General features: G+C 52.0%; 22 protein-coding genes. 11 read left to right on the top strand and 11 right to left on the bottom strand.

Features of this window, described 5'->3' with window-relative positions; translation table 11 throughout:
- Positions 1 to 286: 286 nt before the first annotated feature.
- The 10 genes from ACR2R1_RS01845 to ACR2R1_RS01800 all read left to right on the top strand — a co-directional run bounded on the left by ACR2R1_RS01845 (position 287) and on the right by ACR2R1_RS01800 (position 10,631).
- Positions 287 to 532, top strand: coding sequence for an acyl carrier protein (locus ACR2R1_RS01845; protein ID WP_077730104.1), 246 nt, complete (start codon positions 287 to 289; stop codon positions 530 to 532).
- Positions 529 to 1,368, top strand: coding sequence for a hydrolase 2, exosortase A system-associated (locus tag ACR2R1_RS01840; RefSeq protein ID WP_434112404.1), 840 nt, complete (start codon positions 529 to 531; stop codon positions 1,366 to 1,368). Before ACR2R1_RS01845 ends, ACR2R1_RS01840 begins: the two co-directional genes overlap by 4 nt.
- A 14-nt stretch (positions 1,369 to 1,382) precedes the next feature.
- The gene (locus tag ACR2R1_RS01835) at positions 1,383 to 2,261 is read left to right on the top strand and encodes a hydrolase 1, exosortase A system-associated (RefSeq protein ID WP_434112402.1); all 879 of its coding nucleotides are present in this window, start codon (positions 1,383 to 1,385) and stop codon (positions 2,259 to 2,261) included.
- A complete protein-coding gene (locus tag ACR2R1_RS01830) occupies positions 2,245 to 3,492 on the top strand; it encodes an acyltransferase family protein (protein WP_434112400.1) in 1,248 nt (415 codons plus the stop codon). The genes ACR2R1_RS01835 and ACR2R1_RS01830 overlap by 17 nt, the downstream gene beginning before the upstream one ends.
- Positions 3,493 to 3,662: 170 nt before the next feature.
- Positions 3,663 to 5,108, top strand: coding sequence for a lipopolysaccharide biosynthesis protein (locus ACR2R1_RS01825; protein ID WP_434112398.1), 1,446 nt, complete (start codon positions 3,663 to 3,665; stop codon positions 5,106 to 5,108).
- Positions 5,105 to 5,908 (top strand): class I SAM-dependent methyltransferase, encoded by an 804-nt coding sequence (locus tag ACR2R1_RS01820; RefSeq protein ID WP_434112396.1) that lies wholly within the window; start codon positions 5,105 to 5,107, stop codon positions 5,906 to 5,908. The genes ACR2R1_RS01825 and ACR2R1_RS01820 overlap by 4 nt, the downstream gene beginning before the upstream one ends.
- Before the next feature lie 131 nt (positions 5,909 to 6,039).
- Positions 6,040 to 7,098 carry a glycosyltransferase gene (locus ACR2R1_RS01815; RefSeq protein ID WP_434112394.1) on the top strand — a complete coding sequence of 353 codons (1,059 nt, stop codon included), beginning with the start codon at positions 6,040 to 6,042 and terminating at the stop codon, positions 7,096 to 7,098.
- Complete coding sequence (locus ACR2R1_RS01810; RefSeq protein ID WP_434112392.1) at positions 7,095 to 8,030, top strand: glycosyltransferase family 2 protein; 936 nt, start codon at positions 7,095 to 7,097, stop codon at positions 8,028 to 8,030. Before ACR2R1_RS01815 ends, ACR2R1_RS01810 begins: the two co-directional genes overlap by 4 nt.
- 5 nt (positions 8,031 to 8,035) lie before the next feature.
- On the top strand, positions 8,036 to 8,890 hold the full coding sequence (locus tag ACR2R1_RS01805; RefSeq protein ID WP_434112390.1) for a sulfotransferase domain-containing protein: 855 nt from the start codon (positions 8,036 to 8,038) through the stop codon (positions 8,888 to 8,890).
- 7 nt (positions 8,891 to 8,897) lie between these two features.
- Positions 8,898 to 10,631 carry an ATP-grasp domain-containing protein gene (locus ACR2R1_RS01800; protein WP_434112388.1) on the top strand — a complete coding sequence of 578 codons (1,734 nt, stop codon included), beginning with the start codon at positions 8,898 to 8,900 and terminating at the stop codon, positions 10,629 to 10,631.
- A 2-nt stretch (positions 10,632 to 10,633) separates the two neighbouring features.
- Here ACR2R1_RS01800 and ACR2R1_RS01795 read toward each other — a convergent pair whose 3' ends face one another.
- The 3 genes from ACR2R1_RS01795 to ACR2R1_RS01785 all read right to left on the bottom strand — a co-directional run bounded on the left by ACR2R1_RS01795 (position 10,634) and on the right by ACR2R1_RS01785 (position 13,502).
- On the bottom strand, positions 10,634 to 11,611 hold the full coding sequence (locus ACR2R1_RS01795; RefSeq protein WP_434112386.1) for a glycosyltransferase family 2 protein: 978 nt from the start codon (positions 11,609 to 11,611) through the stop codon (positions 10,634 to 10,636).
- 290 nt (positions 11,612 to 11,901) lie between these two features.
- Positions 11,902 to 12,555: a class I SAM-dependent methyltransferase gene (locus ACR2R1_RS01790; protein ID WP_077730094.1), complete on the bottom strand. Its 654-nt coding sequence runs from the start codon at positions 12,553 to 12,555 to the stop codon at positions 11,902 to 11,904.
- A complete protein-coding gene (locus ACR2R1_RS01785; RefSeq protein ID WP_133717333.1) occupies positions 12,555 to 13,502 on the bottom strand; it encodes a glycosyltransferase family 2 protein in 948 nt (315 codons plus the stop codon). The genes ACR2R1_RS01790 and ACR2R1_RS01785 overlap by 1 nt, the downstream gene beginning before the upstream one ends.
- Before the next feature lie 746 nt (positions 13,503 to 14,248).
- On the opposite strand from ACR2R1_RS01785, the gene ACR2R1_RS01780 reads away from it, so the two are divergent.
- The gene (locus tag ACR2R1_RS01780; RefSeq protein WP_166642554.1) at positions 14,249 to 14,962 is read left to right on the top strand and encodes a tetratricopeptide repeat protein; all 714 of its coding nucleotides are present in this window, start codon (positions 14,249 to 14,251) and stop codon (positions 14,960 to 14,962) included.
- Between the two features lie 630 nt (positions 14,963 to 15,592).
- Here the strand turns inward: ACR2R1_RS01780 and ACR2R1_RS01775 are convergent.
- Genes ACR2R1_RS01775 through ACR2R1_RS01740 form a run of 8 tightly spaced genes read right to left on the bottom strand, consistent with a single transcriptional unit; the run spans position 15,593 to position 26,620 of the window.
- A complete protein-coding gene (locus ACR2R1_RS01775; RefSeq protein ID WP_133717335.1) occupies positions 15,593 to 16,753 on the bottom strand; it encodes a glycosyltransferase family 4 protein in 1,161 nt (386 codons plus the stop codon).
- A complete protein-coding gene (locus ACR2R1_RS01770; protein ID WP_434112384.1) occupies positions 16,754 to 17,710 on the bottom strand; it encodes a polysaccharide deacetylase family protein in 957 nt (318 codons plus the stop codon). It lies immediately after the preceding gene.
- Between the two features lie 16 nt (positions 17,711 to 17,726).
- On the bottom strand, positions 17,727 to 19,562 hold the full coding sequence (locus ACR2R1_RS01765) for an asparagine synthetase B family protein (protein WP_434112382.1): 1,836 nt from the start codon (positions 19,560 to 19,562) through the stop codon (positions 17,727 to 17,729).
- A gap of 2 nt (positions 19,563 to 19,564) precedes the next feature.
- Positions 19,565 to 20,776 (bottom strand): TIGR04063 family PEP-CTERM/XrtA system glycosyltransferase, encoded by a 1,212-nt coding sequence (locus ACR2R1_RS01760; RefSeq protein ID WP_133717336.1) that lies wholly within the window; start codon positions 20,774 to 20,776, stop codon positions 19,565 to 19,567.
- 21 nt (positions 20,777 to 20,797) lie between these two features.
- Positions 20,798 to 22,690, bottom strand: coding sequence for an XrtA/PEP-CTERM system amidotransferase (locus tag ACR2R1_RS01755; RefSeq protein ID WP_434112380.1), 1,893 nt, complete (start codon positions 22,688 to 22,690; stop codon positions 20,798 to 20,800).
- Positions 22,691 to 22,702: 12 nt separating this feature from the next.
- On the bottom strand, positions 22,703 to 23,845 hold the full coding sequence (locus ACR2R1_RS01750) for a TIGR03088 family PEP-CTERM/XrtA system glycosyltransferase (protein WP_434112378.1): 1,143 nt from the start codon (positions 23,843 to 23,845) through the stop codon (positions 22,703 to 22,705).
- Positions 23,846 to 23,849: 4 nt separating this feature from the next.
- Positions 23,850 to 25,427: an exosortase A gene (gene xrtA / locus ACR2R1_RS01745; protein WP_434112376.1), complete on the bottom strand. Its 1,578-nt coding sequence runs from the start codon at positions 25,425 to 25,427 to the stop codon at positions 23,850 to 23,852.
- Positions 25,424 to 26,620, bottom strand: coding sequence for a TIGR03087 family PEP-CTERM/XrtA system glycosyltransferase (locus ACR2R1_RS01740; RefSeq protein ID WP_434112374.1), 1,197 nt, complete (start codon positions 26,618 to 26,620; stop codon positions 25,424 to 25,426). The genes xrtA and ACR2R1_RS01740 overlap by 4 nt, the downstream gene beginning before the upstream one ends.
- Positions 26,621 to 26,625 lie beyond the last annotated feature (5 nt).

The raw sequence follows: 26,625 nt of genomic DNA, 5'->3' as shown, positions 1-26,625 counted from the left end.
GATGAGAAAAAGCTTATTCCAAATCGCTTTCAATCCGGCATTCATTTTGTAGGATGGGTGGAGCGAAGCGAAACCCATCGATGGTGGGTTAGGCGTACATCAGCACTGATCGACCGCCGATCACTGTGCTTCGCGTGCGCCGTAACCCACCGAGCAACCTTCAATCGGCGGGTTACGCGGAGCCTGTCGCGAGCGGAGCCGAGGGGCTAACCTACCCTACGATTCATGTTCGCTTGAATGCCGAATGGAATAATTTCAAAACAATTAACCTGGTGAGTACAAATACGTGAACGTTGAAAAACTGGTAAAAGACATACTGAAACAACATTTGCAATTGGGTGATTCCGTTAATCGATTTACGCCCGAAACTGCATTGTTAGGCGATTTACCGGAACTGGATTCGATGGGTGTCGTTAATATTATTACCGCTATAGAAGAAAGCGTGGGCTGCACAATCGATGACGACGAAATCAGTGCCGATGTCTTTGCTACGTTAGGTTCATTGATGTCGTTTGTCGAGAGCAAGCTATGAATGCTCATCAAGCTCTAGATATTAGCTTGCAACCCTTTTACTTATCCGGCACTCGAGGAAACATTTTTTGCCTGTTTGCACCGCCCCGAAACAAACAAGCGCCGGTATTGCTTTTTTTACCCTCATTCGCCGAAGAGTTGAATCGCTGCCGCGTCATGGTGGCGCTGCAAGCCAGAAAGCTCGCTGCTCTAGGCGTCGGCAGCCTGCTGATCGACTATTACGGCACCGGCGATAGCCAAGGCGATTTTTCGCAGACCGATTGGCAGCAGTGGAAAGATGACGCCGATACCGCCTACTCCTGGCTGGCGGATCAGGGATATAGCAATATCGGCTTGTGGGGACTTCGCCTGGGTGCATTGCTCGCCACGGAATTGGCGTGCCAACAGCCGGACAGATTCATCCGATTGCTCCTCTGGCAACCGGTGTTGGATGGCTCGGTCCTATTAACGCAATTTTTTCGTATCCGTTTGGCCATGCTGATGGATAGAGGCGAGCCGAAAGAGACCACTAAACAAATGCGAGAGCATTTACGGCAAGGTCACAATCTGGAAGTTGCTGGTTATGAACTAACGCCGCAATTGGTCAGCGCCATAGATGAGAAAAAGCTGTCGAATTACGACACGCTAAACCCCGCTCTACAAATCGATTGGTTCGAGGCGGTTGTCGAAGACGGGCAAACACTGTCGCCCGCCAGCGAAAAAGCCATCGCTGCTTGGCTCGAAAAGGGCATACGCGTTCGGCCCCATACCTATTCCGGCCCTTTCTTCTGGCAGTTGCACGAACGTGAGCTAACTCCAGAGTTAATCGACAAAACCACCGAATTGTTTCGCAACTGACCGATTGTAGGCCTATGAGTCCCGAAGAAATCCCTTTAATCATTAATTGTCACGGCTCGCCGCAAATCGGCATTTTGCACAAACCGTCAAACAGCAAAAATACGGCGGTCGTCGTAGTGGTAGCCGGCGGCCCCCAATACCGGGTCGGCTGTGCCCGGCAACTTATTCTTTGGAGTCGGCGATTAGCGGAGGACGGCTATCCCGTATTGCGATTCGATTATCGCGGCTTTGGTGACAGCGGCGGCGAATTTAAAGGCTTTGAGCATATAGACGATGATATACGCAGCGCAATCGATCAGCTGCAGCAGCAAGTCCCGAACATAGATGACATAGTCTTATGGGCTGAGTGTAATGCCGCCTCGGCGGTAATGATGTACGCATGGCAAGACAGCCGCGTTAAGCGGCTCATCATGCAGAATCCCTGGGTGCGCAACGAAGCCACACAGGCCCGAACCTACATCAAACACTACTATCTCATGCGGATCATGCAAAAGAGCTTTTGGCTCAAATTGGCTACATTCCGATTCAATCCGCTGACCGCTTTGAGCTCGCTCCTGGATCTATGGCGAACGTCGATGCAAGCCGAGAAGAATCCGAACCGGATCAAAGACCGGGATTTCGATGATCTGGAAACCTATCAGGAAAAAATGCGTGAAGGATTGGCGCGTTTTAACGGCAAGGTTTTGCTGTTTATGAGCGGGTACAGCCTGATAGGCAAGGAATTCGACGAACTCGTAAACCTTTCCGAGCGTTGGCAGGCCATATTGAATAATCTCGATCTAACCCGAATCGACGAGCCCGACGCCGATCATACGTTCTCACGCGCCATCGACCGGGAAAAACTTATCGATAATGCGCTCCGATGGCTGAACGGCGATGTTCGGATCAGTTAGATTCGTTCTGGCATTGATGGTGGTTTTCCATCATCTGTTTCTGCCTGTTCTGATAGGACCCTTCGCGGTATTCGGGTTCTATATGATGAGCGGATATCTGATGAATCTGGTCATGCACGAGAGCTATGGCTTTTCGTTGCGTGGCCGACTCTCTTTCGCCTTGAATCGATTTTTGCGGCTTTATCCTCAATATTGGTTTTCCTGTCTTTTTTCCATCTTCCTGATCGCTTGGCTCGGAGAGGAGCTGACAAAAACTTATCATCATTCCATTTACCGCCCTACCGAACTTACGGACTATATATTTAATCTTTTGATGATATTTCCGGGTTGGTACCCTGTGGACGTCAATCCTCGCCTGGTTCCTCCGACCTGGGCGATAACGGTCGAGTTGTTTTTTTACGCGACCATTTGCATGGGGATCGCCAAAACCGCGGCAAGAACACTCGTCTGGTTTCTGGTATCCGTCGCTTATTTTGCCGTTTCTTATCAGATGAATTGGCCGGATGCCGACCGTTATTTCCCGATTCCCGCAGCGTCCTTGCCATTCTCGATCGGAGCCGCTCTTTATTTTCTATCGAAACACGGCGCCATAACGAACTTTTTCAAAACCTATTCTCCGTCGTCCGACTTTTATTTATCGATACTCCTGATCAATGCCGCGTTTTCAGTTGCTCTCACTAAGCTGAACGGCGATAGCGCCTCCATCCGCGACATCGCTTTTTATATCAATTTGTTGGTCTGTTTTCTTCTCTATCTGAACATCATCAACGGCAGAACTTTGGGAGTCGTGAACAAGTTTGTCGACAAGCTACTCGGCGATCTTTCATACCCATTTTATTTGTTGCATTGGCAAGTCGGCCTGGTCGCCTCCTATTTTCTCTTTTCGAAACCGCTGCATGAGTTCTCCTTAAATGGACTGATCAGCGTATCGGCTTCGATCATCCTGCTGTTTGTCATTTCATTGGGCTTGATCGCGTTGATCGACAAACCGATTCAATTGCTAAGAGCGAAAATCAAAAAACGACATTCCGACTCACGTGCATTGGGGTATCCGCTGCCCCGGCGGGAGAGCATCTCGCCGAGCGGTCAAGATTTGCGTCAGGAACTCGCGGCGCGCCCGGCCAAGTGCGCGATGCAGGCCGATCTACAGCAATTTCGAGCCGATGGAGAACCGGATTTCATGACAAGCGGCGAGTTGTCGAACGATAAATTCCGGGGCGGAACCGATTAGCGCGGTTCGAGCTTTCTACCGGCGAGTATCGAAATGCCCTTCTTCTTCCGGCAGGAACGCATCAAGATGACAAGGGCGATTCGAGACCGCGGGTTAAATGCCGAACACCAAGGCTGCGAGACGATGAGACTTAATTACCCTCGGGTTGTTTGCTACACGAAAGTTGACCTGTGACCACCGTAAAAAAATCGCTTGTCTATTCCCTGGCCGACACTTATCTGCAAGTCGCCATTCAGCTCGGCTCCAGCATGATCCTCGCCCGCCTGCTCACGCCGAATGAAATCGGTGTTTTCTCCGTCGGCGCGGCCGTTCTCGCGATCGCCCACATGCTCCGGGATTTCGGCGTGGGCAGCTACATCATCCAGGAAAAAAATCTTACCAAAGACCGTCTTAAAGCCGCGTTCGGCATCACCATGCTGGCCGCATGGAGCATCGCCCTTGGCCTGTACCTTTCTAGGCATGTCATCGCCGATTTCTACCGTGAACCGGCATTGGTGCAAATCATGGCCTGGATGAGCCTCAATTTCGTCATCATCCCCTTCAGCTCGCCGGTACTGGCCCTGTTCAAACGCGAGATGAAGTTTCATCTGCTGATGTATATAGGCCTCATCAGCACCATCGCTTCCGCCGGAACGAGCATCTATTTGGCCTATCAGGGCCATGGCTTCATGAGCCTGGTCTGGGGCTCCTTGGTCAATATCTTGACCACCGCGCTGACGGCGACAGCCCTTAGACCCAAAGACTCGTTTGTCTTACCGAGCTTAAAGGGAAGTAAGCATGTATTTTCGTTCAGTGGAAAATCGAGCCTAACCAACGTTCTCGGGCAAGTTGGCTACAACGTTGCTGAGTTAGTGATAGGCAAATCTCTCGGCTTTTCCAACGTCGCGATCTACAGCAAAGCGCAGACCATAGTCAGTATGTTCTCACAGCAGTTCATGGGTTCTATACGGAATGTCTATTACCCGGTGATTGCTCAGCAAAATCGCGAGAACAAACCCCTTGGCCCAGCTTTTCTCAATGCCACTGTCTATGTTACGTCTATAGCTTTTCCCTTTTACGGATTCCTCGCCCTTTATGCCGACGAAATCATATTATTAATGTTCGGCGACCAGTGGCTGGCATCTTCGGACATAATAAGAATTCTGGCGTTAGGAGGTGTAATTTATTCCGTATGGTCATTTGCTCCTAACACATTATATGCGCTCAACAAACCCGGATCGGTTTTGAAAGCCGAGCTCTTAATTCAAAGCTTTAGAGTTATCATCATAATTCCAGCCGCATCCATCTCTTTAAATGTTCTTGCCCTGGCACAAGTTGCAACCTATGTTATCGGCTTTATTATTTACCTATTTATCCTATCCCCGCTCATACGTCTAAGATTTTGGCAATTCTTATTCCAATCCACGATACTGGGATGCCTCATTGCCATCGTTTCACTAACCGTCCCGCTTTACATCAAGCAAAGCCTCGCACCCGTGGTAGACAACTCATTTCTACTGCTAGCCTTGGCGGGAACTGCATTCGCGCTATCCTGGTTAGCAGCCATGTTTTTAACAAAACACCCAATCAGAAAAGAACTCATTAATCTGATCTTTTTAAGAAAGGCAACCACATGACTTTTGTTTACATATTACTTGCAGCCCAGTTTTTATTGCTGCTGTATACCTTCCATAAGGTCCGGCAAACCCATTTGATGACATATGGAATAAAGGACCAAATAGAAAACCAAACCCTGGAACTGAACAATATCTATAGACAGGTTCAGGCTTATGATGCGCTTCAGCGCAAACTAAAATTCGAAGAACATCTTCCCCCACTGAGGGGTTGGGCGGCTTCACCCGATTTTTTATTAACGATTGCTGAGCATGCACTAAACAGTAAACCTGACACCATCGTCGAATGCAGCTCTGGCGCATCAACGATTACATTGGCACAGTGCGCAAAACTGAATAACCGCGGGCACGTATACAGCTTGGAAAATGATGCCTTCTATGCGGAAAAAACGCGTACCTTCTTAAAAAAGCATCACTTGGATGATTGGGCAACAGTCTTACACACACCATTGATCGAGATTGAAGGCAATCGCAAATGGTATGACCTAAGCAATATCCCTGAAATTCAGGAAATTGACATGTTGGTGATAGATGGCCCACCAGCCTTTATTTGCCAAGATGCGCGTTATCCCGCGCTGCCAAATTTGATAGATAAGTTGAAAAATGCCACGGTCTTTTTAGATGACGCAAATCGGCCAGAAGAAAAAGCTATTATCAAACTCTGGATGAACCAATACGGAGTAAGTACCGTCACTTCACATGAATGTGAAAAAGGGTGCATATCCTTTACGATAGGACCGATATCAGGTCTATCCAAAACTTCCAGGTCAAACTTGGCTACGGCGTCTGTAGAAGCGGTTTGATTTATTAAGGTTCACTCTATTCGCGTGTAGTAGCCTGGGACAATCCCGGCCAGGTCGGTCGGATTAAAATCTCAAACGGTTATTGGATAGAAGTTGTAATTACCGGCTGTTATTACCCAAAACAGTTTTAAATGAAATTACTATTTGCAACAAATCACTTTTACCCACCTCAAAGTGCTGGCGGCTCTGAATCATCAACACATGATTTATGCATTTCGCTGAAAAGAAAATCGATTAATTGTGCAGTACTTGCGGATCTAGGATCTACTGGATTAACGTGGCTAAGAAATAGAATAAAGTCGAAAATTACATCCAAAAAATACCCAGATGATAACACTTTAGGATATCCTGTATTTCGTGGATGGAATCCCATAGAAGGCGTTGACGAAGTCATTGAATCATTTAATCCAAACGTAGCAGTTATCCAAGCAGGGCAGCCGCTATTGTTGGCCAACGCCTTTATTCAAAACGATATACCAACCGTGGTTTATCTCCGTGACGTTGCATTTGACAAACATGGTGGTGATTATAAATCTCACCCTCTCCTTCACTTCCTTGCAAATTCACAATTTACGGCAAAAGCGTTTGAAAGGTTTTCTAGCTTAGAAGCTAAAGTAATACCACCTTTAGTCAGCAGCGAAAATTACCGCGTGACGCCAACGCGCCAAAAAGTTGTTTTTATATGTCCATCACCTTTAAAGGGTGTTGAATTGGCGTTTCGATTGGCCGAAAGTAACCCTGAAATCCCCTTTGCATTTATTGAATCTTGGTTTATACCTCCGGATAGAAAGAGAGAATATATTCAACGTGCCGAGCGATCCGGAAATATCGAGTGGATGGAAAAGCAAAGGGACATGAAGCTTGTTTACAGCCAGGCTAAAATTCTGCTGGTTCCAAGCATGTGCAACGAAGCATGGGGACGCGTCGTTACAGAATCGCAAGTAAGCGGTATTCCTACATTGGCAAGTAATCGAGGGGGTCTTCCGGAATCAGTCGGTGACGGTGGTATATTGCTTGATCCAGAAAGCAATTTTGAAAAATGGGATGAGTCTTTGAAAAAACTCTGGTTCGATGATCATTTTTATCAATGTTACTGCGATAGAGCACTCGAATACTCGCGCCGCGAAGCCATCCAGCCAGATTACCTTATCTCTGAATTTCTTGACTTTGCTCGATCCATCCAATCATGAATTTCGAAATCGCCGTCGCCATTCCCGTTTACAACCGCGCCGATTATCTCAAGGAAACCCTGGATTCGGTCTTGAATCAGACCTATCCACCTGCCGAGGTCGTCGTGGTGGACGATGGGTCGACTGACCATACGCCCGCGGTATTGGCGAGTTACGGCAAGCGCATCAAATCGATCCGCATAGAAAATTCAGGGCCCGGCGTCGCCCGGAAAACGGCCGCCGAAGCGACCACATGTTCCTGGTTGGCGTTTTGCGATAGCGACGATATTTGGCTTCCGGAGCACCTGCAACGCCGAGCATCCCTGCTCGCCAAGCATCCTGAGGTAAATTTCAGTTTCTCGGATTTGATTCCTTTCGGCCCGGCCGCCCTACCCGATCGGACTTATTTTTCGGACGCACCGGAAAATTGGTGGCAACGATTTGGTACACCTGACGCCGATAATTGCATCGTGATGGGAAATAACGCCTATCGCTCGTTCTTGGTGTATAACCCAGGCTCCCCCGTCACAACCGTGATGACTCGCGATCTATACGACAAAATCGGCGGAATCGACCCTCGTTATTCATGGATGGTGTCCGAGGATGCCGATATGGCGCTTAAAGCGGCGTTACACGGCTATGTTCTTTGCGATCTCACCGTAACCGCGAAACAGCGTCGCCACGCGGGCAACATGTCAGGCGCGGTTTTGAAGAACTATCTCGGCGCCTGCCGCATACGGGAAGACCACATCAAGTTGAAAGTTGCGCCTGAAGAGCATCACGATGCAGTCGATGACGCCATACGAGTCATGCTGCAAAACGCTTTTCTGGCGGCGTATTACGCAGAGGACGAAAAGGCTTTAAGAGAAATCGTCGGCAGACTCGGCTTCGCCCGATTAACCACAAAGAACAAACTGCGGTTTATTCGATCCCTCCTGCGCCGCGCTTTTTGAGTTTTATGATTACATTACTTCAGAACATCAAATATCACCCGGCCGTTTCCGATCAGGTTCGTCGTTATTATCGATTCCGCTGCCGAAATTTAAAAAAAATGGTTTTTGTCGCCACCACCGGCCGCAGCGGAACGATGACCTTGGGCGACATTTTCAACGCCATTCCCGGCTGCAAAGCGGAACACGAACCGTATCCCGCGATGTTCGACGACGTTCTCGCCGCAAAGTCCTCTGGTAACGAGGACTATGTCAAAAATATGTACTGGCGAATCAAGTCGATCAATCTTTGGCGCGCCGCCTCGGGATACGAATTTTATTTCGAATCCAACCACATGTTCGTTAAGACCTATATCGAATATGCGACACAGGACTTCGGCGAGAGGGCTTTGATTATTCACCTGGTGCGCGATCCGGTGAAAGTGGCGAATTCCATTTACGCTTTGCAGGATTTTCCGGGAACGGTCGAAGGCAATAAATGGTGGCTCGATTACAGGACAGCGGACAATTTACTGGCCATCGCGGATATTCTCGATGCCGACGAGGAGTTCAGGCATCCGTTTTATAAGGGCCTTTGGTACTGGTACGAAATGGAGGCGCGCATCGCCTCGTGGAAACAAAAGCTGCCCCAGGTGACGTTCTTGCGTTTTCGGACGGAAGATTTTAACGACCACGAAAAAACCTGCACGCTCCTAAGAGACATCGGTGTTGACTTCGATCCCGATCGGGTCGCGGCGAGGATCAGCACGAAATCGAACACCCGCCCCGATCAAAAAATTGCCGAGCCCTTGCCGGCCAGCGAAGCCGCGGAACGGCATCAGCGCTTTCGTGAATTCTTACTGGCCCGGGGTTTGATCGCTTGACGCCTTTATGAAAGATCCTCATCGCGTACTCGTTCTGGATGCCGATTTCGTTTCTTGTTTGCCTATCGTTCGTTCACTGGGGCGGCGAGGGATCGTTTGTGATATTGCAAGCCCTCACTCCGCGCCCATAGCCCGATATTCCCGATACGCCAATAAGCATTGGCAATATCCCGATCCGCTGACTCAGGGCGCTGCTTTCGTCGATTATCTTGCCGAGCACCTGAGCAAGGTCTCGTATTCCCTGGTCATCCCGGTCACCGAACGAACGCTTGTTCCTTTGGCGCGCTCGCCAAAAATGGCGCCGTTTGCCGATCTATTGGCGATCGCTCCGAGGAACAGTCTGAACAAGGTGCTGGACAAAGCCGAAACCATGGCGCTTGCACGACAGTGTGACGTGCCGACACCCTTCAGCTACCCGATTGCGCGGGCCGAGGAGTTATCGGAGTTCGTCGGCGAACTGGAATATCCGGTCGTACTGAAGCCGGCCCACTCGATATCCGGCGGAGATGACCGTCGGCCCTTGAACGTCGCTTATGCGCACGACGACGGAGAACTTTTCAAATTAGCGCAGTCGATGTTGGACCATGGTCCGTTCTTGCTCCAGCGATATGCGCGAGGCGTCGGCGCCGGTATCGAGCTGTTGGCGAACCACGGCGAAATCGTTTATGCGTTTCAACACGAACGTTTGCATGAGTTGCCTTTAACCGGCGGCGGCAGCTGCTATCGCAAGAGCGTCGCCGTCAACCCGGTCCTGCTTGCCGCCTCGCGGAGATTGATCAAGGCGCTGGACTGGCACGGCGTGGCGATGGTCGAATTCAAATGGAACCCCGCGACCGGCGAATACTGGTTGATGGAAATCAATGGGCGTTTTTGGGGATCTTTGCCTTTGGCATGTGCGGCCGGCGCCGACTTCCCGGTAAAACTGTTTGATCTGCTGGTTCTGAATCAGTTGCCCACGGATTCGAATTACCGCGAGCATGTTTACTGCCGCAAATTATCGGCGGACGTGTATTGGTACGAGCAAGTGCTGCGCCGCAGCGGCGATCCGAAGCTGGTGGCTTATCCGAGCGCTCGGCAACTGCTTTTAGATGCCTTATTTATATTGCATCCTACCCGCCATTTTTTCGATGTGCAGCAATGGCGCGATCCGCTACCGGGCCTAATGGATTTCGTCGAGCTTCTTAATGGCTACCTTCAGCGGATCCGGGGCATAGTCGGTGATAAATATCTTCTCAAGAGACACGGCTCCACCGGTATGCGCACCGCATTAACAAGAAAATTGGGGCAGGCTAAAACCGTTTTATTCGTGTGCTATGGAAATATCAACCGAAGCGCTTTGGCGCAAGTGCTCGCGGAAAATGGCGTCAATCCGTCGAAGATCCGCTTCGATTCAGCGGGTTTTCATCCGGAAGATAACCGTCCCGCCGACCCGAACATGATTAAAGTGGCCCGATCCCATGGGTTCGATATGACGGGCTGTCGTTCCAAGCGCCTCGACAAGCTGACGGTGGACAGCGCCGATATTATTTTCGTTATGGAAGGGCAACAATATCGGCGCTTGGTATCCGAATATCCGGAAGCGAAAGACAGGACTTTTTTACTGGGTAGCCTAACTAAACAGCGATTTTCCGATATCGATATCGCCGATCCTTACAATCAGGCGATGTCCGAGTATGAAAACTGCTTCAATCGAATACAACATGCGATCAACGAATTGAGCAGAATTCATCGGTCAAAATAAGGTTACCGTATCGATTTGAAGGACAGCCCAAGGCTGTAAAGCCCCCATTTCAGGGTCGGAAAGACCGCGAAAGCCGACCGCGCGAAACAGCCTGCCGAGATTTTGCGATTTTCGGCCAATAGCTCCCCGGTTAGCATTTTTTGGGTATTCGCCAGGCTAACTCGGACATAATCAAGCGCGGGTTTCGCCTTGCAGATCAATAGCAAGCGTTGGTAGACGCTCATCTCCAGCAAGCGTCGGTCGCGTAGACTCATCTTATTGGAGACCGATTCGCCCTGACGCTTTTCAGGAGCAAAGTGGGTTACGCAGATTTCCGGCCGATAGAGTACCGAACCGGAACGCTCGCAAGCCCTGACGAACAAATCGACATCCTCGGCAAAGCGAGTATGTTCCCAAAATCCTTCCAACTCATCTAACAGGTCCTTTGCGAGGATAATGCTGTCCAGATGGGCGTAATCCGGATAGGACAGGATTTGTTCTAGGGATAAGCGATAAACCTCGTGGTTTCCAAGTTTTTCAGCATTCTCTAAATGGCGCTGCACCTGGGTCATATGCCGTTCCATGATGACCTGATTCTGTTCATTTTTAATTTGTAAGCCAGCGATATAAACTCGCTCGCCTTGTTCTTTTAACACCTCCGCGGCAACGGCCAAATGGTCGGTTCCGTGCCAGCAATCGTCGTCGTCGCAAAAGGCAACATACTGCCCCTGCGCATGGCTTAAACCGATGTTTCTAACGGTCGATGGCCCCGAGCCTCCGGTCCCCGCGGCATTGATCTCGTGCCAGCGATAGCGTTGATCGTATTGACCAAGCAACGCTTGATGGCCTTCTCGAACGGATTGGGATGATCCGTCATCCAAAACCAGCACTTCGTAATCGGCGTATGTTTGTTGCCAGATGCCGTCCAGACAGTTTTTTAGCTCCTGACCTCTATTCCGGGTCGGAACGATGATTGAAAAAAAAGGCTTGCTAGTATTCATGACTGAGTATGCTTTTGATTTTTATGTTATTAGGAGCGTCTTGTAAGACTTTGGAATGCCGATCCCGGAACCGAAAGCACATATCGCCCAAAATATGGATCTTTGCCTTTCATTGCGATGACCGACTCAAAGCAGTCACAAACGAGCCACCGATTATTGGCGATTGGCGGTAGAATTTCAGGGCCGTTATCTGGTCGTATACCGTCGTGTTTACCCACCAGGCCTCCGGGTACCGCGTAGACTGTCCACCTTCCTTGGGCACTTTCGCTGTCCAAATTCGCCCATACTTTCTATCGCTTTTCACATACAACTACAAATTGAAAAGTATAAAGATCGGGAAACAATGCTTTTAACACGCCACCATAAAACGGAAATTTACTACCTATCGCGTCACGATAACGATAGTTCCTATCGATATCAATTAAAGAAAGATTAGCGAAATCAATCAACTCCAAAATATTATGCTTTGTAAACATACGAATATGGGTCTTATCAAATATACCTCTTTCATTGTAAGGCCAATAACCTTTTAAAAAGACATGTATAAAAACATCTATATGCCTAATATTTGGTACTGAAAAGATAACTATGCCTTGAGATTTAAGCTTCGTTGCCAATTCGCCGAGAATACGCCAAGGATTCCTTAAGTGCTCCAAGACATCTCCAATCAATATGACATCAAAGCTCCTTTCCGATATCTGATCAAAAACGGAAACCTCTTCAATATCGCCGACGATCACTTTATCCATGTTCTGCTTAGCCAAGGCTGCCATTTCCGAATCTATTTCAATACCCTCGAAGTAACTTCCCACTTTTTGATTCCTTAAAAATTCAGCATTCGCTCCGGTAGCACAGCCTATATCGAGTATTGAAAGATTATTACCCTTCACATGCCTGAGCAAATCCAGCCTGAGTCCCGTATATGATTTATTGAAACCATCCATTATTGTTCTACCCCCAAAAAATGAGGACCTTTGCTTTCACATTGTTTACCATGCTTTTTGATCGTTGGAAGCTCTTGAAGAAGCCTAACTGTCGCCAATAAATAAGCAATTAATAATTTGCCATCATGATTAACAACGTAGTCTGCTAACGGTCTGACAATACCTTTAGATAAAAGTAAAGACAACATATAAGAAAAGCTCACCAGTGGAGCTTTTAAATCGACAAGGATACTCGAGCGCTCACGCTCAGACATCTTCTCAACTGATTCCCAATACGAAGAAGAGGTTGAAGGCGGCGACTCTCTTAGATGCACGATCCGTGCATCCGGAATCAGTGCAAAACTACAGTTATGAAATGAAAATCGGTTAATTAAATCATCGTCTTCCCCATACATAAAAAACAACGGATCAAATCCGCCTACCTTCATAAACGCGGAAGCTCTGACCATCCATGCCGCAGCATTAATACCCTTAATCTTATAATAGTCTTTTTTGATTCCGATACATGCATCGGAAAGATATTCCACGGCAAAGCGATTAAGATAATTTCGTTGAGTCTTAATATCTACTCTCTTCAAATCCGGACTGCAATGTAAAGGCGTTGCCAGGCCAAACTCGACATTATCTGAAAGAAAATTTGCCAACTTGCGTATCGCATCTGGCGCTACGTAAGCGTCCTGGTTTAGCAAAAATATGTATTCGGCATTCTTAGAAAGCGCACGAGAAACTCCGATGTTGTTCCCGACTCCAAAGCCTTTATTTTCCGGAAGACTCAATACCTCAACTTCTGGATATTCTTCTTGGACGACATGAACGGTCGAATCCGTTGAGGCATTGTCCACCACGATAACTTGGCTCTGTTCCGTACTGTTTCGCAATGATGATAATGCACGGCGTATCCATTGTTGACCGTTGAAAGTTACTATTACAACATAAATATTGCTCAAATTTTTCTCCTGATATTGATAGGTATATTAAGAATCCGAACTATATCGGACCATGTTTTTTTAAATAGGGCATTCTGAACGATTGGATAATTAAAGAGAATCAATGATATGATCCAATCTGGCAATGCACTGAATGCAACTAATAAATGCAACTCTGTCTGTACGAGGTTCAAGACGGTAAAAATTTGCATGTAGCGAATATACCAAAGGTGAAAGCAAGGTGATGAACGAAACAAATGCACTTTTTTTTCGAAACCAAAGCTCAATGTCCTCAGATTATTCGGAACACAGTGCGCTTTAAATAAATAAAAACAGGGAAGTGCAATAATGGAAATCTTCAAAAAGGCTATATAACCGTAGGATGCGGTGAACGAGCGGAACTGCATCAATTGTGCCCCTTCCCATCGCAGATCGCGTCTCTGGGAGCGCCGGAGTCGCCAAGGGACTTTGCACCACGACCCTCTCATGGGTCCGATGCTTATCGTTTGGGAGCCGCGTCTTGCCTGCCCGGGTGGTGCCCTATCCCGCTTTTCTATTTCCGTCCAAGGCTATTTCGCTCACGCCGCAGGTTTGGCACGAAGCGTAATAATATAAAATGACGAAAACTTGCAAGGTGCATTGGGGAAGACGTAAAAAATCCTCTCGCGAACTTTCCGATTCGGTTCCGGAACATCGGCGTTCTGCCCGATCATGATTTCATGGACGGGGTCACTGTACTGATACCTCGTGCCGGCGGATCGGCGTCGATGGATAAGAATTCCTGGTTTCCCATTAATGAACATTTTCCAAAAAAGGTTATCGGCATGACGCAATCTTCCTGGTGGATCAAGCTTTCCCTTCTGGCCGCATTTCTTTATTCCGGTGAGGGCTCGGCGTGGAACAGCGGCAGTCCTACGCAGCAGGAAATCGGTATGCTTCCGCCCTACTGTCAGGCTCAGATGCACACGGACTCGCAACATGTGATCCCCAAATCGGAACAACAAAGACGAAACGAGCACCGCCACTGGCAGAGTATCGTCGGAGAAGGTTATGGCCATGTCCATCACTACTGCTGGGGCCTGAATTACATTAACCGCTACTATCGGGACTTCCGTGCCAAGGATCGTGAGGGCTATCTCACAGCGGCTATCAATGATTTCACCTACGCCATCACAAGGGTCCCGAACACCTTCCCCCTGCTTCCCGAGATGTTGACCACCCGTGGAAAAACGTTTGCCATGATGCAAAAGCCGGGCGATGCGTTCAAGGACCTACGGAAGGCCCTCCAGCTAAAACCGAAATATGAAAGGGCCTATATCGTGCTCGCTGATTTATACGAAAAAGCCGGACAACAGGATGCGGCCAAGGAAGTAATACAGTTGGGATTACGCTATATTCCGAATTCGAAATTGCTGTTGAAGCGGTCCAAGGCAGTAGGCTCGACTTCAACGCAACAAAAAAATGGGGAGCGGCCGAAATGAGGATTCGTCTCGGATAATTCAGGGCCGCGCGATTCCCCACGTGCCGTAACTCGCCGGTTTCGCGGTCTTACTCCATTCGGTATTCGAGTGAACATGAATCGTAGGGTAGGTTAGCCCCTAGAGTGTTTTTCATCCCGGTGTACGGCTTCGTGTCGGGCGGGAAGAACGTAGGTCGGCAATCCCTTCCCAATCGCAAACGGCATCTCTGGGAGCGCCAGAGCTGCCCTTCCGACAAAGTCCTTTGCCGAGCCGATAAGTCGGCAAGGGATTGCCGACCTACATATCGGGCTTCCTGACACCGAGTCGGACAATGCTCTAGTCTCCGCTCGGGACAGGCCCTTCGACAAGCCTGTCCTGAGCATCGTCGAAGGGCTCAGGACAGGCTCCGCGTAAGCCACCGATTGAAGGTCGCTCGGCGGGTTAAGGCGCACGCGAAGCACAGTGATCGGCGGTCGATCAGTGCTGATGTGCGCCTAACCCACCATCGATGGGTTTCGCTTCGCTCTACCCATCCTACAAAATGAATGCCTGATTGAAAGCGATTTGGAATTACTCGCGATAGAGCCTTACAGGCTGGCGAAAAAGTCAGTAGGCATACATTCAGCCGTAGCTTAGAACCAAGCCAATGATTTACCAGCTTTCAGATAGGGCAGAATCATAACCAGCCAAGGCACAATAGATACGCACCCATTCCGGTACGATCGCGTCTATTCCGTATCGGGTCACTTCTGCCAAGCCATTTTCCGCGAGGCTTTTGTAAAGCGCCATATCCGAGGTTACCCGGACTAACTGTTCAGACATGGCATCCGGATCCTCGGGTGGAACCAACAATGCCGTCTTCTCATGCTCAACCATGTAAGGCACGCCCCCAACATGGGTGCTGACGATCGGCAAACCCGACGCCATCCCCTCGAGAATGGAATTGGGCATGTTATCGACGGTGGTCGGATTCAGCATCACGTCTGCCTGCCGGTAAAGTTCGGCCATTTCATCCGGACTCAAGCGTCCGCTGAAGGTCACGTTTTGGCCGATCCCTAGCGCTAACGCTAAATCTTCCAATTCCTGTCGTTGCGGACCTGAACCTGCAATGGAAAGGCGCGCCCCTGGCTTTTCTCGCAGCAACAAAGCGAACGCGCGGAGCGCGGTCGTGAGTCCATAGATCGGTTCCAAATTTCGCGCAATGACGACGTGCGGCCTTTGCGTGTGGAGAGGAGACAATTCGGGTTTCGGCCTAAAACGCTTCAAATCGACGATATTGGGCACGACGGTCGTATCGAAGCCAAAGCGTCCGAATACTGCCTGCAAGAACCCGGACGGCACCGCAATTAGGCTCGCTTTTTCGAGGCTGGGCCTGATCCAACGCATCGAACGAACGAAGAAACGCTCGGCCTCTCCCCCTCGATAGTTGAGGACGACGGGAACCTTGTTCAGCCACGCGATCCACAACGCGGGAGCGGCGAACAAATGCCATGACCATCCGGAATTCGCCATGACGTGCAACACGTCAACCTGTCTCGCTACACGCCGGAGTCGGGCTATATAAGCCATTAAACGCGGGACGGCTCGAATGCCCTTAAGCTTTCCCACCCAGGCGGGGCGATAGGGTTCATTCACCCGCACGAGGGTAACGGCGATACCGCGCGAAACGAGCAATTCCATGAGCTGGCGGGTCTGATTCGCCATGCCGCCCGAGGGAGGCGGCAAGGGACCCACTAGGCCGACGCGCAGGGTATTTTCCTCTGGAACAGAATGATTCGAGTTCGAACCTGCCGCTTTTTTCGACAATAGCATTCAAGCGGCTCGCGAAAAATTGGCGATCAGTCTGGCCATGAACTTCGCCGGCGAACGATCCCAGGGCGTAAACCTCGGCAACTGCCAGATATCGCTTTTGCTATCCGCAACTCCCCGAGTGGTGGAGGCCGCCGCCTGAAATCCCAAGTCCCGAACGATTGCGATCTGATCCCGCTTGTAGTCCTTGACGGGCTTGCCGTTCGGATAGGCAAAGAAGCGAATCTTCTCCCGGATAATGGCTTCGAGCGCGGCCTTTCCTTCTCCGATTTCGCTTCGAGCTTCATCTTCGGACAAATTGGCCAGAATCGGATGATTGACCGTGTGCCCGCCGATTTCCATGCCGTGAGCGTGCATCGCCTTGACTTGCGAAGAGGACATCATCAAGTCGTCCGGCAAATTGCCCGCCAGAGAAGCAATGTGGTCGACGTATTCCGCCCTTTGACGGGTGGGCAGGTGCTTCAGCCGGTTTAGCAGCTCGTGGCCGGTTCGGGCTTTGTCCTCGGGCGTCGCAATCGGGTGGACACCCTGCCCTATTGAGGAAAGATCCAGGCGTTCATCATCCAGTACGCGAACCGATTCGAGCACGGTGTCATTCCACATGCGTCCGCCGTCGAGAAATCCGGTCGCGATAAAAAAGGTAGCCGGCAGATTCCAGCGCTGAAGAATGGAGAGCGCCAGCGTTGCGTTATCCGCATAGCCGTCGTCGAACGTGATGCACACGGCTCTAGGCGGCAGATCGCCAAGGCGCAGGCGGTCCAATGCTTCCGCCAACGGCAACACGTTGAAGTTACGCGCCAGAAGCTCCATTTGCCAACCGAAGGTGTGTGCATCGATTTCGTCCCGGCGCATGAAATCCGGTTCGCTCAACACGCGGTGGTAAATCAGGATGGAGAGCTTGCGCTTTCGCCCGAAACCGCACATAAAGCCGCCGGCCACCTTGAGCAGGCCGAGCGTCATGTTTTCCATTGCAGGATTAACGGATGGCACGGGTTTGGAACCACTGTTCCAGCATCATCAGCACCCAAATCAGTTCGCCGTAGTAGGCGGCGTGAACCGACTGGTGCATGGCGATAGCGTGATCCAGGAATTCCGCCCGGAAATAGCCGCGCCCTTTGAGTTGCTGAATGCTGCCGTAGGCAAGTGCTTTGAGCTCCTCATGATTCTGCAGCCAGATGCCGAAAGGCAAACCGAAACCGTGTTTGGATTTGTTGATGATCTCGGCCGGCAGAAATCCGTGCATTGCCCGTTTGTAGAACCATCTCAGGTTATTGGCCTTCAGCTTGGTTTTAGAAGGAATCCTGCAAGACAACTCGATCACGGCATCGTCCAGCATGGGATAGGCCACCTCGACCCCTGCCAGCTCGCACATCCGGTTGACCTTGACCAAGTCATTGTCGTGCAGCGTGATTTTCCAATCCAGATAAAGCATCCGGTTAAGCGGAGAGGCTTCCTTTGGCCTGCGGTAACATGCCCGCTGGATCGACAGAGGCGCGCCGACATCGATCGATGCCAGGAGATCCGGATGGAATATCTCATTCACATCGTGGCGGTGCAGGAAATTGTAATCCTGTAGCCGATCCGGCAGCGGTGTACCGGCTTGCTCGACGTAACGCCCGGCTTTTCGGACGATACCTTTCTGCAATGCGGGTGGGATTCGATTCAAAGCCGACTCGAACGTTTTCCTCAACGGAGAAGGCACTTCCCAGAAATATTCGAACAGCAGCTGCTTGGCATAACGCTCGTTACCGGCGAAAAGCTCATCACCGCCATCGCCACCCAATAAGCGATCCACGCCATGCTCGCGCGCCAGCTTTGCGCAAAAATAGGCCGGCAAGGCCGATGAGTTGCCGAAAGGCTCGTCGCATGCCGCAGCCACCAAGGGGATGGCGGTCACCGCATCAGCCGGCGTTAAATAGTATTCGTGCTGACGGGTATTGAAATGTCTGGCGGCGGTGCGCGCATAGGCGATTTCGTCATAGCCTTCTACGGGAAAACCGATGGAAAACGTATCGGCCTCACCTTCGCTCTCTCGAGCCAATAGCCCGGAGACCGTAGAGCTGTCGAGTCCGCCGCTCAGGAAAGCGCCGATCTTGGACGCGCCGTGCGTTTCCCGCCGCACCGCCTCGGTAAGAAGTTCCAAAAGTTTTGTTCCTTCGCGCTCGACAGTGGCATCGCTGTCCTCCCTGAATTCGGGCAGCCAATAATAGCGGCGGCTCACCGAACCGTCGCGCCAAACGAGGCATTCGCCTCCCTCGAGTTTGTAGACTTTCGTATAAATGGAGCCGGGACTCGGACAGTGATGGAAATAGACGTAATCGAACAGCGCTTGCAGAGAGAGCTCAGTATTCACGCCGGGATGACGGACCAGATCATCCGCGCGAGTCCCGAACACCAGCCCTGCCGGCGTAACGGCATAAAAAAGGTGGCGCTGTCCGATGCGGTCAAGCGCCAGCATTACGCTCTGCGCGTTAACGTCGATGACGGCGAGCACGAAACTCCCGCGCAGGTCTCGGAGAAACCCTTCAGGGTCGGCACGATACGCTTCCACAACCGACTGAGCCATGCCGTTACCCGTCGCCATTTGCGCATAGCGCCGATTGGTCCAGTAAGGCCGACCGCTGACGACCGTCGTGATCGAGCCGTCACTCGATTGATAGAGCGACGCTTTAGGTCCCACGCAGCCCGCCCTTTCGCCGATCACGGCACGGACCGAATCGGGTCGACCGCTACGGTCCTGGAATCTCTTGAGAAAATCCGCGGTAGTTTCCTGATCTGCGGGTACCTGATACCAACCCAGCATGTCCTGCATGATCAGTTACTCCGGTTCAGCAGGCTTTCATAAATCGGCTTATAGCGCGAAACGCTGTGCGCCCAAGTGCGTTCTCGCTCCACGTACTCCCGGCCGGCGACTCTAAACCGTGACCACTCGTCCCGGCGATTCAGCGCGCTTACCACCATGTCGGCCAAGGCGCCCGGATCGCCTGCCTTGAATAACCATCCGGTCTCTCCGTGTCGAATCAATTCCCGATGACCGCCCACATCGGACGCGATGACCAACTTTCCGTGAGCCAGGGCTTCCAGCGGCTTCAATGGCGTAACCAACTCGGTCAAGCGCATGGACATGCGGGGATATACGAACAGATCCACCTGGTCGTAATACTTCTGAACCTGGTCATGGGGAACGCGACCGGAAAAGATCACTTTCTGGGACAACCCGAGCTCTTGCGCGCGCTGCTTGAGCAGATTCTCCTGGGGACCGCCGCCCACCAAGAGAAGCCGAACCTCGGGATTGACTTCGAGAATTCTAAGCAGAGCCTCCAGCAGCAACATCAGGCCCTCGTACGCGTAGAACGACCCGATAAACCCGAGAACAAGGTTTTCCTCTAACCCCAGTTGCTTCTTCAACTCTGCGTCTGCCGGACCGCTCAGGGAAAAGCGGTTAATATCGACGGCATTGGGTATGACCGTAACGTTTTGCTCTGGAATGCCTCTTTCGACGATGTCTCTCTTGAGTCCTTCGCAGATCGTCGTTACTGCATTGGCCCTTCTGAAGACGTAAGTCTCGAGCGACCGGGTTACGCGGTAGCGCAAACCTCCCTCTCGGCATGTCCTGTGGTCGACTGCGGCATCTTCCCAGAAGGCTCGACATTCGTACACGACGGGAAGGGAAAACCATTGCGCCACGCGCAAAGCTGCCAATCCGTTCAATACGGGCGAATGGGCGTGGATGATATCGGGTTTGACTTCTTCCACGGCTTCGCCGACTCGTTCCGCCAGACTGTTGATGATTGAAAATTGGTTCAGCACAGGCAGGGTGGAAAAAAAACTTTTCGGTTGGGCCGTTCGGTAAAAACGAAAACCGTCCACTTCCTCGACCAGCACGTCGGGTCCCTTGTGCTTCGCCGAGGTGATGTGAAAGGTTTCGAAGCCCAGAGCGCGCTGGTGCTCCAAGATAGCGCGCGTTCTGAACGTGTAGCCGCTATGTAATGGGATCGAATGATCAAGTATATGAAGAATACGCATGGCTGCCTTTCGTTAACTTGGTCAGGCGTATCGGCGTAGGAAAGATTCGTACATCAACAGCGACCATAAGCCTGCGCTGTAATCGCGCAAACCCGACTGGTGCTGGTCGAGCATAGTCTTGAGAAAATCCATCTCGAACACGCCCGATTCCGCCATGGCGGATCCCAGTACGGCATCGCGGATCCTTTGTTTGAGCGGCCCCCTGAACCAAGCGGCCAATGGCACGGCGAATCCCATTTTTGGGCGGTAAAGAATGTCGTCCGGCAAGTGAGGTTCCATCGACTTCTTGAATACATATTTTCCCTCCCTGCCTCTAAGCTTGAGATCGGGTGGGAGTCCCGAAATCCATTCGACGAGCTTGTGGTCCAGCAGCGGCACGCGAACTTCCAAGGCGTGCGCCATGCTCGCTCGGTCGACTTTCGTGAGGATGTCCCCGGGCAGGTAGGTTTTCATGTCCAAGTACTGCACCAGCGACAACGGGTGCCGAGTCGGAGCCGACTCGGCGTGATGGCGGAGCACTTCGACAGCCTGATAGCCTTGAAGACTGCGCTTGAACCCGGCGCTGAAGATCTTGCCCTGACGCAAGCTGTCCGGCAGAACCGAAACCGTATGGAAGTAGCCTTCGACCGAGTCGCGGGCTAAGGACTCGAAGGTGGTTTTGGCCCGAAAAACTTTCGGCGCCCAATCGGCTTTGGGATAAACCCGGCCGAGCAGCCCGAACAGCGGACGGCGAACGCCTAGCGGCAAAAACGAACGAATTCTCTCCTCATACGTGTGCCAGCGATAGCGGCGATAACCGGCCAAATTTTCGTCGCCCCCATCTCCCGACAGCGCCACCGTAACCTCCTGGCGCGCCAATTCGCACACGCGATAGGTCGGCAGCGCCGAGCTGTCGGCATAGGGCTCGTCGTACAACCCTGCAAGCCGGTCGATCAACGAGAAATCGTCCGGATCGACCTGTTTCACACGATGACGTGTGCGATAACGTTCCGCCACCATCTCCGCATACCGCGCCTCGTTGAACGCGGGATCGCCGAAAGAGATCGAGCAGGTATTGACCGGATCGGCGGATAAGCCCGCCATCATGGCCACGACGGCACTCGAATCGACCCCTCCGGACAAAAAAGCTCCCAGAGGAACGTCGGCCACCAGCCGTATACGGACAGCTTCTTGCAAACGGTTGATAAGCTCTTCCCGCGCATGTCCTTCGGTCATGCTGCCGTCCGGCGCGAACGGTACATCCCAGTAGCATTCCGGCCGGCACTTCGGCTCGCCGCGCTTGAGGGTCAGACGAAAGCCCGGAGCCAGCTTTTGGACGCCGCTAAAGATGCTTTTCGGGTCGGGCACATAGCCATAGGCGAAATAATCTTCTACCGCGGTGGGGTCGATTTTCCGCGGCACATCCGGATGGAACAGCAAAGCTTTCAATTCCGAGCCGAAGACAAATTTGCCGTTGGGGAGATCGGCATAATAAAGCGGTTTCACGCCTAACCGGTCCCGAGCCAGGAACAGCGTCTCGCGCGGACGGTCCCAAATGGCGAACGCGAACATGCCGCGAAACCGGTCCACGCAGGACTCGCCCCAAGCCTCCCAGGCGTAGACGATGACTTCCGTATCGCAGTGAGTCTCGAACTGGTAACCGAGGGTCTCCAACTCGGCGCGTATATCCTGAAAGTTATAGATTTCGCCGTTATAAGTGGCGACAACGGTCTTGTCTTTATTGAAAAGCGGCTGTTGCCCGTTCGAAAGATCGATGATGGAAAGTCGCCTGTGACCGAATCCGAGTCCCGGCTCAGTATGCAGGCCACCTTCGTCGGGACCTCTATGGTATTGGCTTTCGTTCATGCGTCCGAGCAGTTCGCGGTCGATCTCTTCCCGCCCGAACCTGTCGAAGATGCCAACGATTCCACACATACTGTTAGTTCCTCAATGCCTTGTATTCAATAATTCGTCATAAAGGGCGAGATAACGGCTGACCATTCCGTCCAAACTGAACGATTCGACCACGCGCTTTTGCCCCGCAGTTCCGTGAGCTGCGATCATCCCCGGATCGTTCAGATAGGTTTCTAACGCGGTTGTCATCGCGCCGGGATCTTCCTTGGGCACCAACATTCCGGTAACGCCGTTCACGACCAGTTCCGGGTTACCGCCGACCTCGGTAGCGATGACCGGCAAGCCGGAAGCCATCGCCTCTAGGATCGTGTTCGATATGCCCTCTGCCCGGGAGGGGAGTACGAAGATATCCAAGCCGCGCAGGATATCGGCGATGTCGGAACGCTCACCGGGCAGCCAGGCCAAACGCTCCAAGGCTGCCGATTCCAGCATTTGCCGCGCTTGTTCGCGCAAAGGTCCATCCCCCACGAGCAGCAAGCGCAGTTTCGCACGAAGTTCGGGCCGCCATTCGAGCAAACCTATGAAGGCTTTTACCAGAGTGAGCTGATCCTTGACACCGTGCATGCGACCCACCGTGCCGATCAGTATTTGCCCCTCTCGGCTTTGAAATGGGCAATCCGCTATCGAAGGCTTGCCGTCCGGCGCCGGATGAAATACCGATGTGTCGACACCGTTCCAGATACGGGCCATCTTCTTTTCGGGAACCCTGATCTTTTCCCGGAGATAAGATTCCAGATGGCACGATAATGGGACGTAACGATGCACAAGCGGCTTCAAGAATCGTCGCAGCCACTGATACTTGCGGTTCGTTCCGTCCGGATCGAACACATCCCACCCGTGTTCGCCGTGTACCCGCACCGGAGTGCCCGCGAACCAGGCGGGCATTTGACACTCCAATGCCGCGAGGTTGCGGGTATGCACGATGGCCGGTCTGAGCTGGCACAGCAACCGGTAAACCCGCGCGTAAACCTTAAAATCCTGGCCCTCGCTCCGGTTTAGCTCATAAACTGGAACGTCTCCGGCAACACGCTGCCTGAAGTCGGTCGCATCCTTAAGACAGATAACAGCGTGTCGGTAACGGTCCGGCGGTGTCCGGTTTATCAGATTCACCAGGCCGTTTTCCAAGCCGCCGACACCCAAGCGGTAGATGATATGCGCGACCAGCGGCGACTTCATCGGGTTACGATTGGGCCGCATCGTTCAGATTACGATCGACCGACGGCAACATCTCATCGACGAAACGCTGCAACACCTCGGAAGCCGTCCGGACATCATCTTCATACGGTGTAACGAGGATCACAGCCGCACCGTCCTTCACAGCGCCCAAAAGCTTGTCCTTGGCTTCGAGCAATTTCCCGATATAGTCGTTTGTCGTATACCGTCCCGATATCCGGTTCCAGCGCCAGGTCAGCAATCGCTGCGTGGGTGAATGAAGCCGTCCTTGCAGGACTGTGCCGGGAGCACCGTTCAGCCGGGCTTTCATCGGCTTTTCTTCGGGCATCTTCCAGACCTGCCGGTCTTCGGGGGAAACGAGAACGTTTTGCGAATTGATAAGTTCGCCGCCTTGTTTTTGATGGCGGTAATACATCACGTATAGGCCGACTGTGTCGGCGCCACTGCGATAAAACGCCTTGGCTTTGGCATTCGGCCCTACGTAGGAAGGCTCCCATTCCGTGAAGGCCTCGGCAGTTTGCCAAAAACCGGCTGCCCGTGGCAGCTCGACCTTCACGGATGCAGCTATGTGATCAGCCAGCGAATCGATGTAGGCTGCTCGAGCCGGCCAGAATACCGAAATGACCAAAGCTATGCCGGCAGTTGCTGCAAGGCGAACGGTATTAGCACGACGCTCCGGAATTTTTGTCGTAAAAGACGGCAACTCGGCGCTCCTCTGCGGAGGTTCGGTCCAAAACGAGCCGATCCAAAACATGAATAGCATGACGATACCGAAAAATATCCACCCATAGATCACATGGTCTACGCCTACCGCGAGCTTCATTCCGCTCAGATGGCCTATCATCACGATCATGTAGGCTCGCAATCCATTGGCAATTATCGGAAAACATAGGGCCAGCACGATGAATGCCATTCTGCGAACCATCGAGCGGTAGCTCAAATAGGCATAAAGGAAACCGAGTGTAATCGAGGCGATCAGGTAGCGTATGCCGCTGCAGGCTTCGACGACCGACCAATCGCCGCTGGGTATGCTGAAAAAAGTCCCTTCCCGGTAAACCGGAATACGGGTGATCTGGAGCATCTTAACCGTGAAGTCGGCGGTAAACTCCATCAAAATCGGAACAAGCGCCTCGCCGGTCGGTACGGCGAATAGCAGGAACCCAAGGGGAAACGCCAATTTGGTCAGCACGGTCCAGCCCAGAAGCAGCCAGATCAACACTGGAATCATGCCGATCAACATCAATTGCTCAATCACGAGGACGTCGACGAGCCGCGCCGCAAGCCATGCGAATCCAAGAGAAATCAAAAGCGGCAAGGCCCGATAGTCCGGGTACGGGATTATCCGGGCTAGTTCGCACCGCTCCCGCCAGATAAGCCAGATGCTTACCGGAAAGATGATGAAACCATGCGCGAAAGTCTCCGAACGCCACCAGATGGCGACCATCGATGCGAACGTGGAATGATAAATTCCCAGCAAGGCCAGAACGGCGACGCTCGTCAACCATAATGCCGCGGGCCATTCGGCGGCCGAATCCGGCGTATTGATTTGTTGCGAGCCGGCCAAAGCTTCAACACTCATTTTCATATTGCTTCCAGCACCGCCCCCAGACGGCGAAGACTGTTCGCCCAGCCGTATCGCTGCACAACGAACTCCCGGTTTCTCTCGGACTTAAACGGCAGCGAGTCGGCGCAAAGCGCCTTCGAGACGGTGTCCGCCCACTCCCCGGGAGTCTCCGCAACGAGAAGATCCAGAGGTTTTTGGATTTCGATGCCTTCGATCGCCGCCCTAGTGGAGACGATGGATTTCCCCATCGCCATGGCCTCCAGCACTTTGTTCTGAATTCCTCGTGCGATTCTCAAGGGCGTAACCGCACAACGGGCATGCTTCAGGAAAGGCCGCACATCCTCAACCGCACCGGTTACTGCAACACCCTCGATGCGAGCGAGGTTCCGGACCGCCTCGGTCGGGCGCGCACCAACGATGTAAAAGCGCGCCGTATCCATCTGGCGGCGAATTTCCGGAAATATATCGCGCGCAAACCAAGTGACCGCGTCGATGTTGGCCCAATAATCCATAGCTCCGGTGAATACCATGACATGCTCGCCGGGCGCGTAAGGATTGGCGTAGTCTGCTTGGTCCGAAAAATAAGCCGTGTCGACACCGTTCTCGATACTCATAATCCGCTCTTTCACTTCTGGAGCAAGGCCTTTGAACAAGCTCGCCTCGTTTTCCGACACGAAGAGAGAACAGCTAAACGAATTCGCGATCTTGCGGTCATAGCGCGCCAAATACGCCGCCTCCCGCCGGTAAACCCAATTCATCGGCCAGGTTTTTTGGGTTGCATATTGCCGCCATTTGTCGGAATCGACATCGACGAAATCGATGATCCGCGGCACCGACGCATGCTCTACCACATATTGGGCCATCGCCGACGAAAACACCAAGACGGCATGAATGGAGCGCTGCTTCAAAATACCGGCTACCCAAGCGCTCATGCGAGCGTCGGAATAATAAGGCACGGTTAAAGGGAGTCCGACCGCTAATCCCTTGAGGCTCTTGAGTTTGGCGCGTCCTGGGTGCAGCGGAAGCAGACACGCTTCCCCGCAAAAATTTCTTACATCGGATGCATAACGCCAGTCGTTCGGATCGTCCACGAACGCGCCGAGATGAACGCGGTACGACTCCGATAAATATTTGAGCAAGTGAAAGGATCGTATCTTGTCCCCTTTATTCGGCGGGTAGGGAATCCTGTGGGCGAGGAGCAAAATCTCCTTCATAGGCG

Origin of the sequence: Methylocaldum sp. GT1TLB, from assembly GCF_051027445.1 — a bacterium.
In the GTDB taxonomy this organism is placed as follows: Bacteria; Pseudomonadota; Gammaproteobacteria; order Methylococcales; family Methylococcaceae; genus Methylocaldum.
Note: the sequence above shows the minus strand (reverse complement) of the source record. Positions and strands in the feature narration are given on the sequence as shown.

Excerpts from the sequence above, each read along its gene's own strand:
- ACR2R1_RS01780 (WP_166642554.1), top strand. The coding sequence starts at position 14,249 with ATGGATAAGAATTCCTGGTTTCCCATTAATGAACATTTTCCAAAAAAG.
- ACR2R1_RS01760 (WP_133717336.1), bottom strand. The coding sequence starts at position 20,776 with ATGCGTATTCTTCATATACTTGATCATTCGATCCCATTACATAGCGGC.
- ACR2R1_RS01770 (WP_434112384.1), bottom strand. The coding sequence starts at position 17,710 with ATGACGCTCGGCCTGCTCAAGGTGGCCGGCGGCTTTATGTGCGGTTTC.
- ACR2R1_RS01775 (WP_133717335.1), bottom strand. The coding sequence starts at position 16,753 with ATGCTATTGTCGAAAAAAGCGGCAGGTTCGAACTCGAATCATTCTGTT.
- ACR2R1_RS01740 (WP_434112374.1), bottom strand. The coding sequence starts at position 26,620 with ATGAAGGAGATTTTGCTCCTCGCCCACAGGATTCCCTACCCGCCGAAT.
- ACR2R1_RS01755 (WP_434112380.1), bottom strand. The coding sequence starts at position 22,690 with ATGTGTGGAATCGTTGGCATCTTCGACAGGTTCGGGCGGGAAGAGATC.
- ACR2R1_RS01800 (WP_434112388.1), top strand. The coding sequence starts at position 8,898 with ATGAAAGATCCTCATCGCGTACTCGTTCTGGATGCCGATTTCGTTTCT.
- ACR2R1_RS01795 (WP_434112386.1), bottom strand. The coding sequence starts at position 11,611 with ATGAATACTAGCAAGCCTTTTTTTTCAATCATCGTTCCGACCCGGAAT.
- ACR2R1_RS01840 (WP_434112404.1), top strand. The coding sequence starts at position 529 with ATGAATGCTCATCAAGCTCTAGATATTAGCTTGCAACCCTTTTACTTA.
- xrtA (WP_434112376.1), bottom strand. The coding sequence starts at position 25,427 with ATGAAAATGAGTGTTGAAGCTTTGGCCGGCTCGCAACAAATCAATACG.
- ACR2R1_RS01765 (WP_434112382.1), bottom strand. The coding sequence starts at position 19,562 with ATGCAGGACATGCTGGGTTGGTATCAGGTACCCGCAGATCAGGAAACT.
- ACR2R1_RS01815 (WP_434112394.1), top strand. The coding sequence starts at position 6,040 with ATGAAATTACTATTTGCAACAAATCACTTTTACCCACCTCAAAGTGCT.
- ACR2R1_RS01750 (WP_434112378.1), bottom strand. The coding sequence starts at position 23,845 with ATGAAGTCGCCGCTGGTCGCGCATATCATCTACCGCTTGGGTGTCGGC.
- ACR2R1_RS01830 (WP_434112400.1), top strand. The coding sequence starts at position 2,245 with ATGTTCGGATCAGTTAGATTCGTTCTGGCATTGATGGTGGTTTTCCAT.
- ACR2R1_RS01790 (WP_077730094.1), bottom strand. The coding sequence starts at position 12,555 with ATGGATGGTTTCAATAAATCATATACGGGACTCAGGCTGGATTTGCTC.
- ACR2R1_RS01835 (WP_434112402.1), top strand. The coding sequence starts at position 1,383 with ATGAGTCCCGAAGAAATCCCTTTAATCATTAATTGTCACGGCTCGCCG.
- ACR2R1_RS01810 (WP_434112392.1), top strand. The coding sequence starts at position 7,095 with ATGAATTTCGAAATCGCCGTCGCCATTCCCGTTTACAACCGCGCCGAT.
- ACR2R1_RS01805 (WP_434112390.1), top strand. The coding sequence starts at position 8,036 with ATGATTACATTACTTCAGAACATCAAATATCACCCGGCCGTTTCCGAT.
- ACR2R1_RS01820 (WP_434112396.1), top strand. The coding sequence starts at position 5,105 with ATGACTTTTGTTTACATATTACTTGCAGCCCAGTTTTTATTGCTGCTG.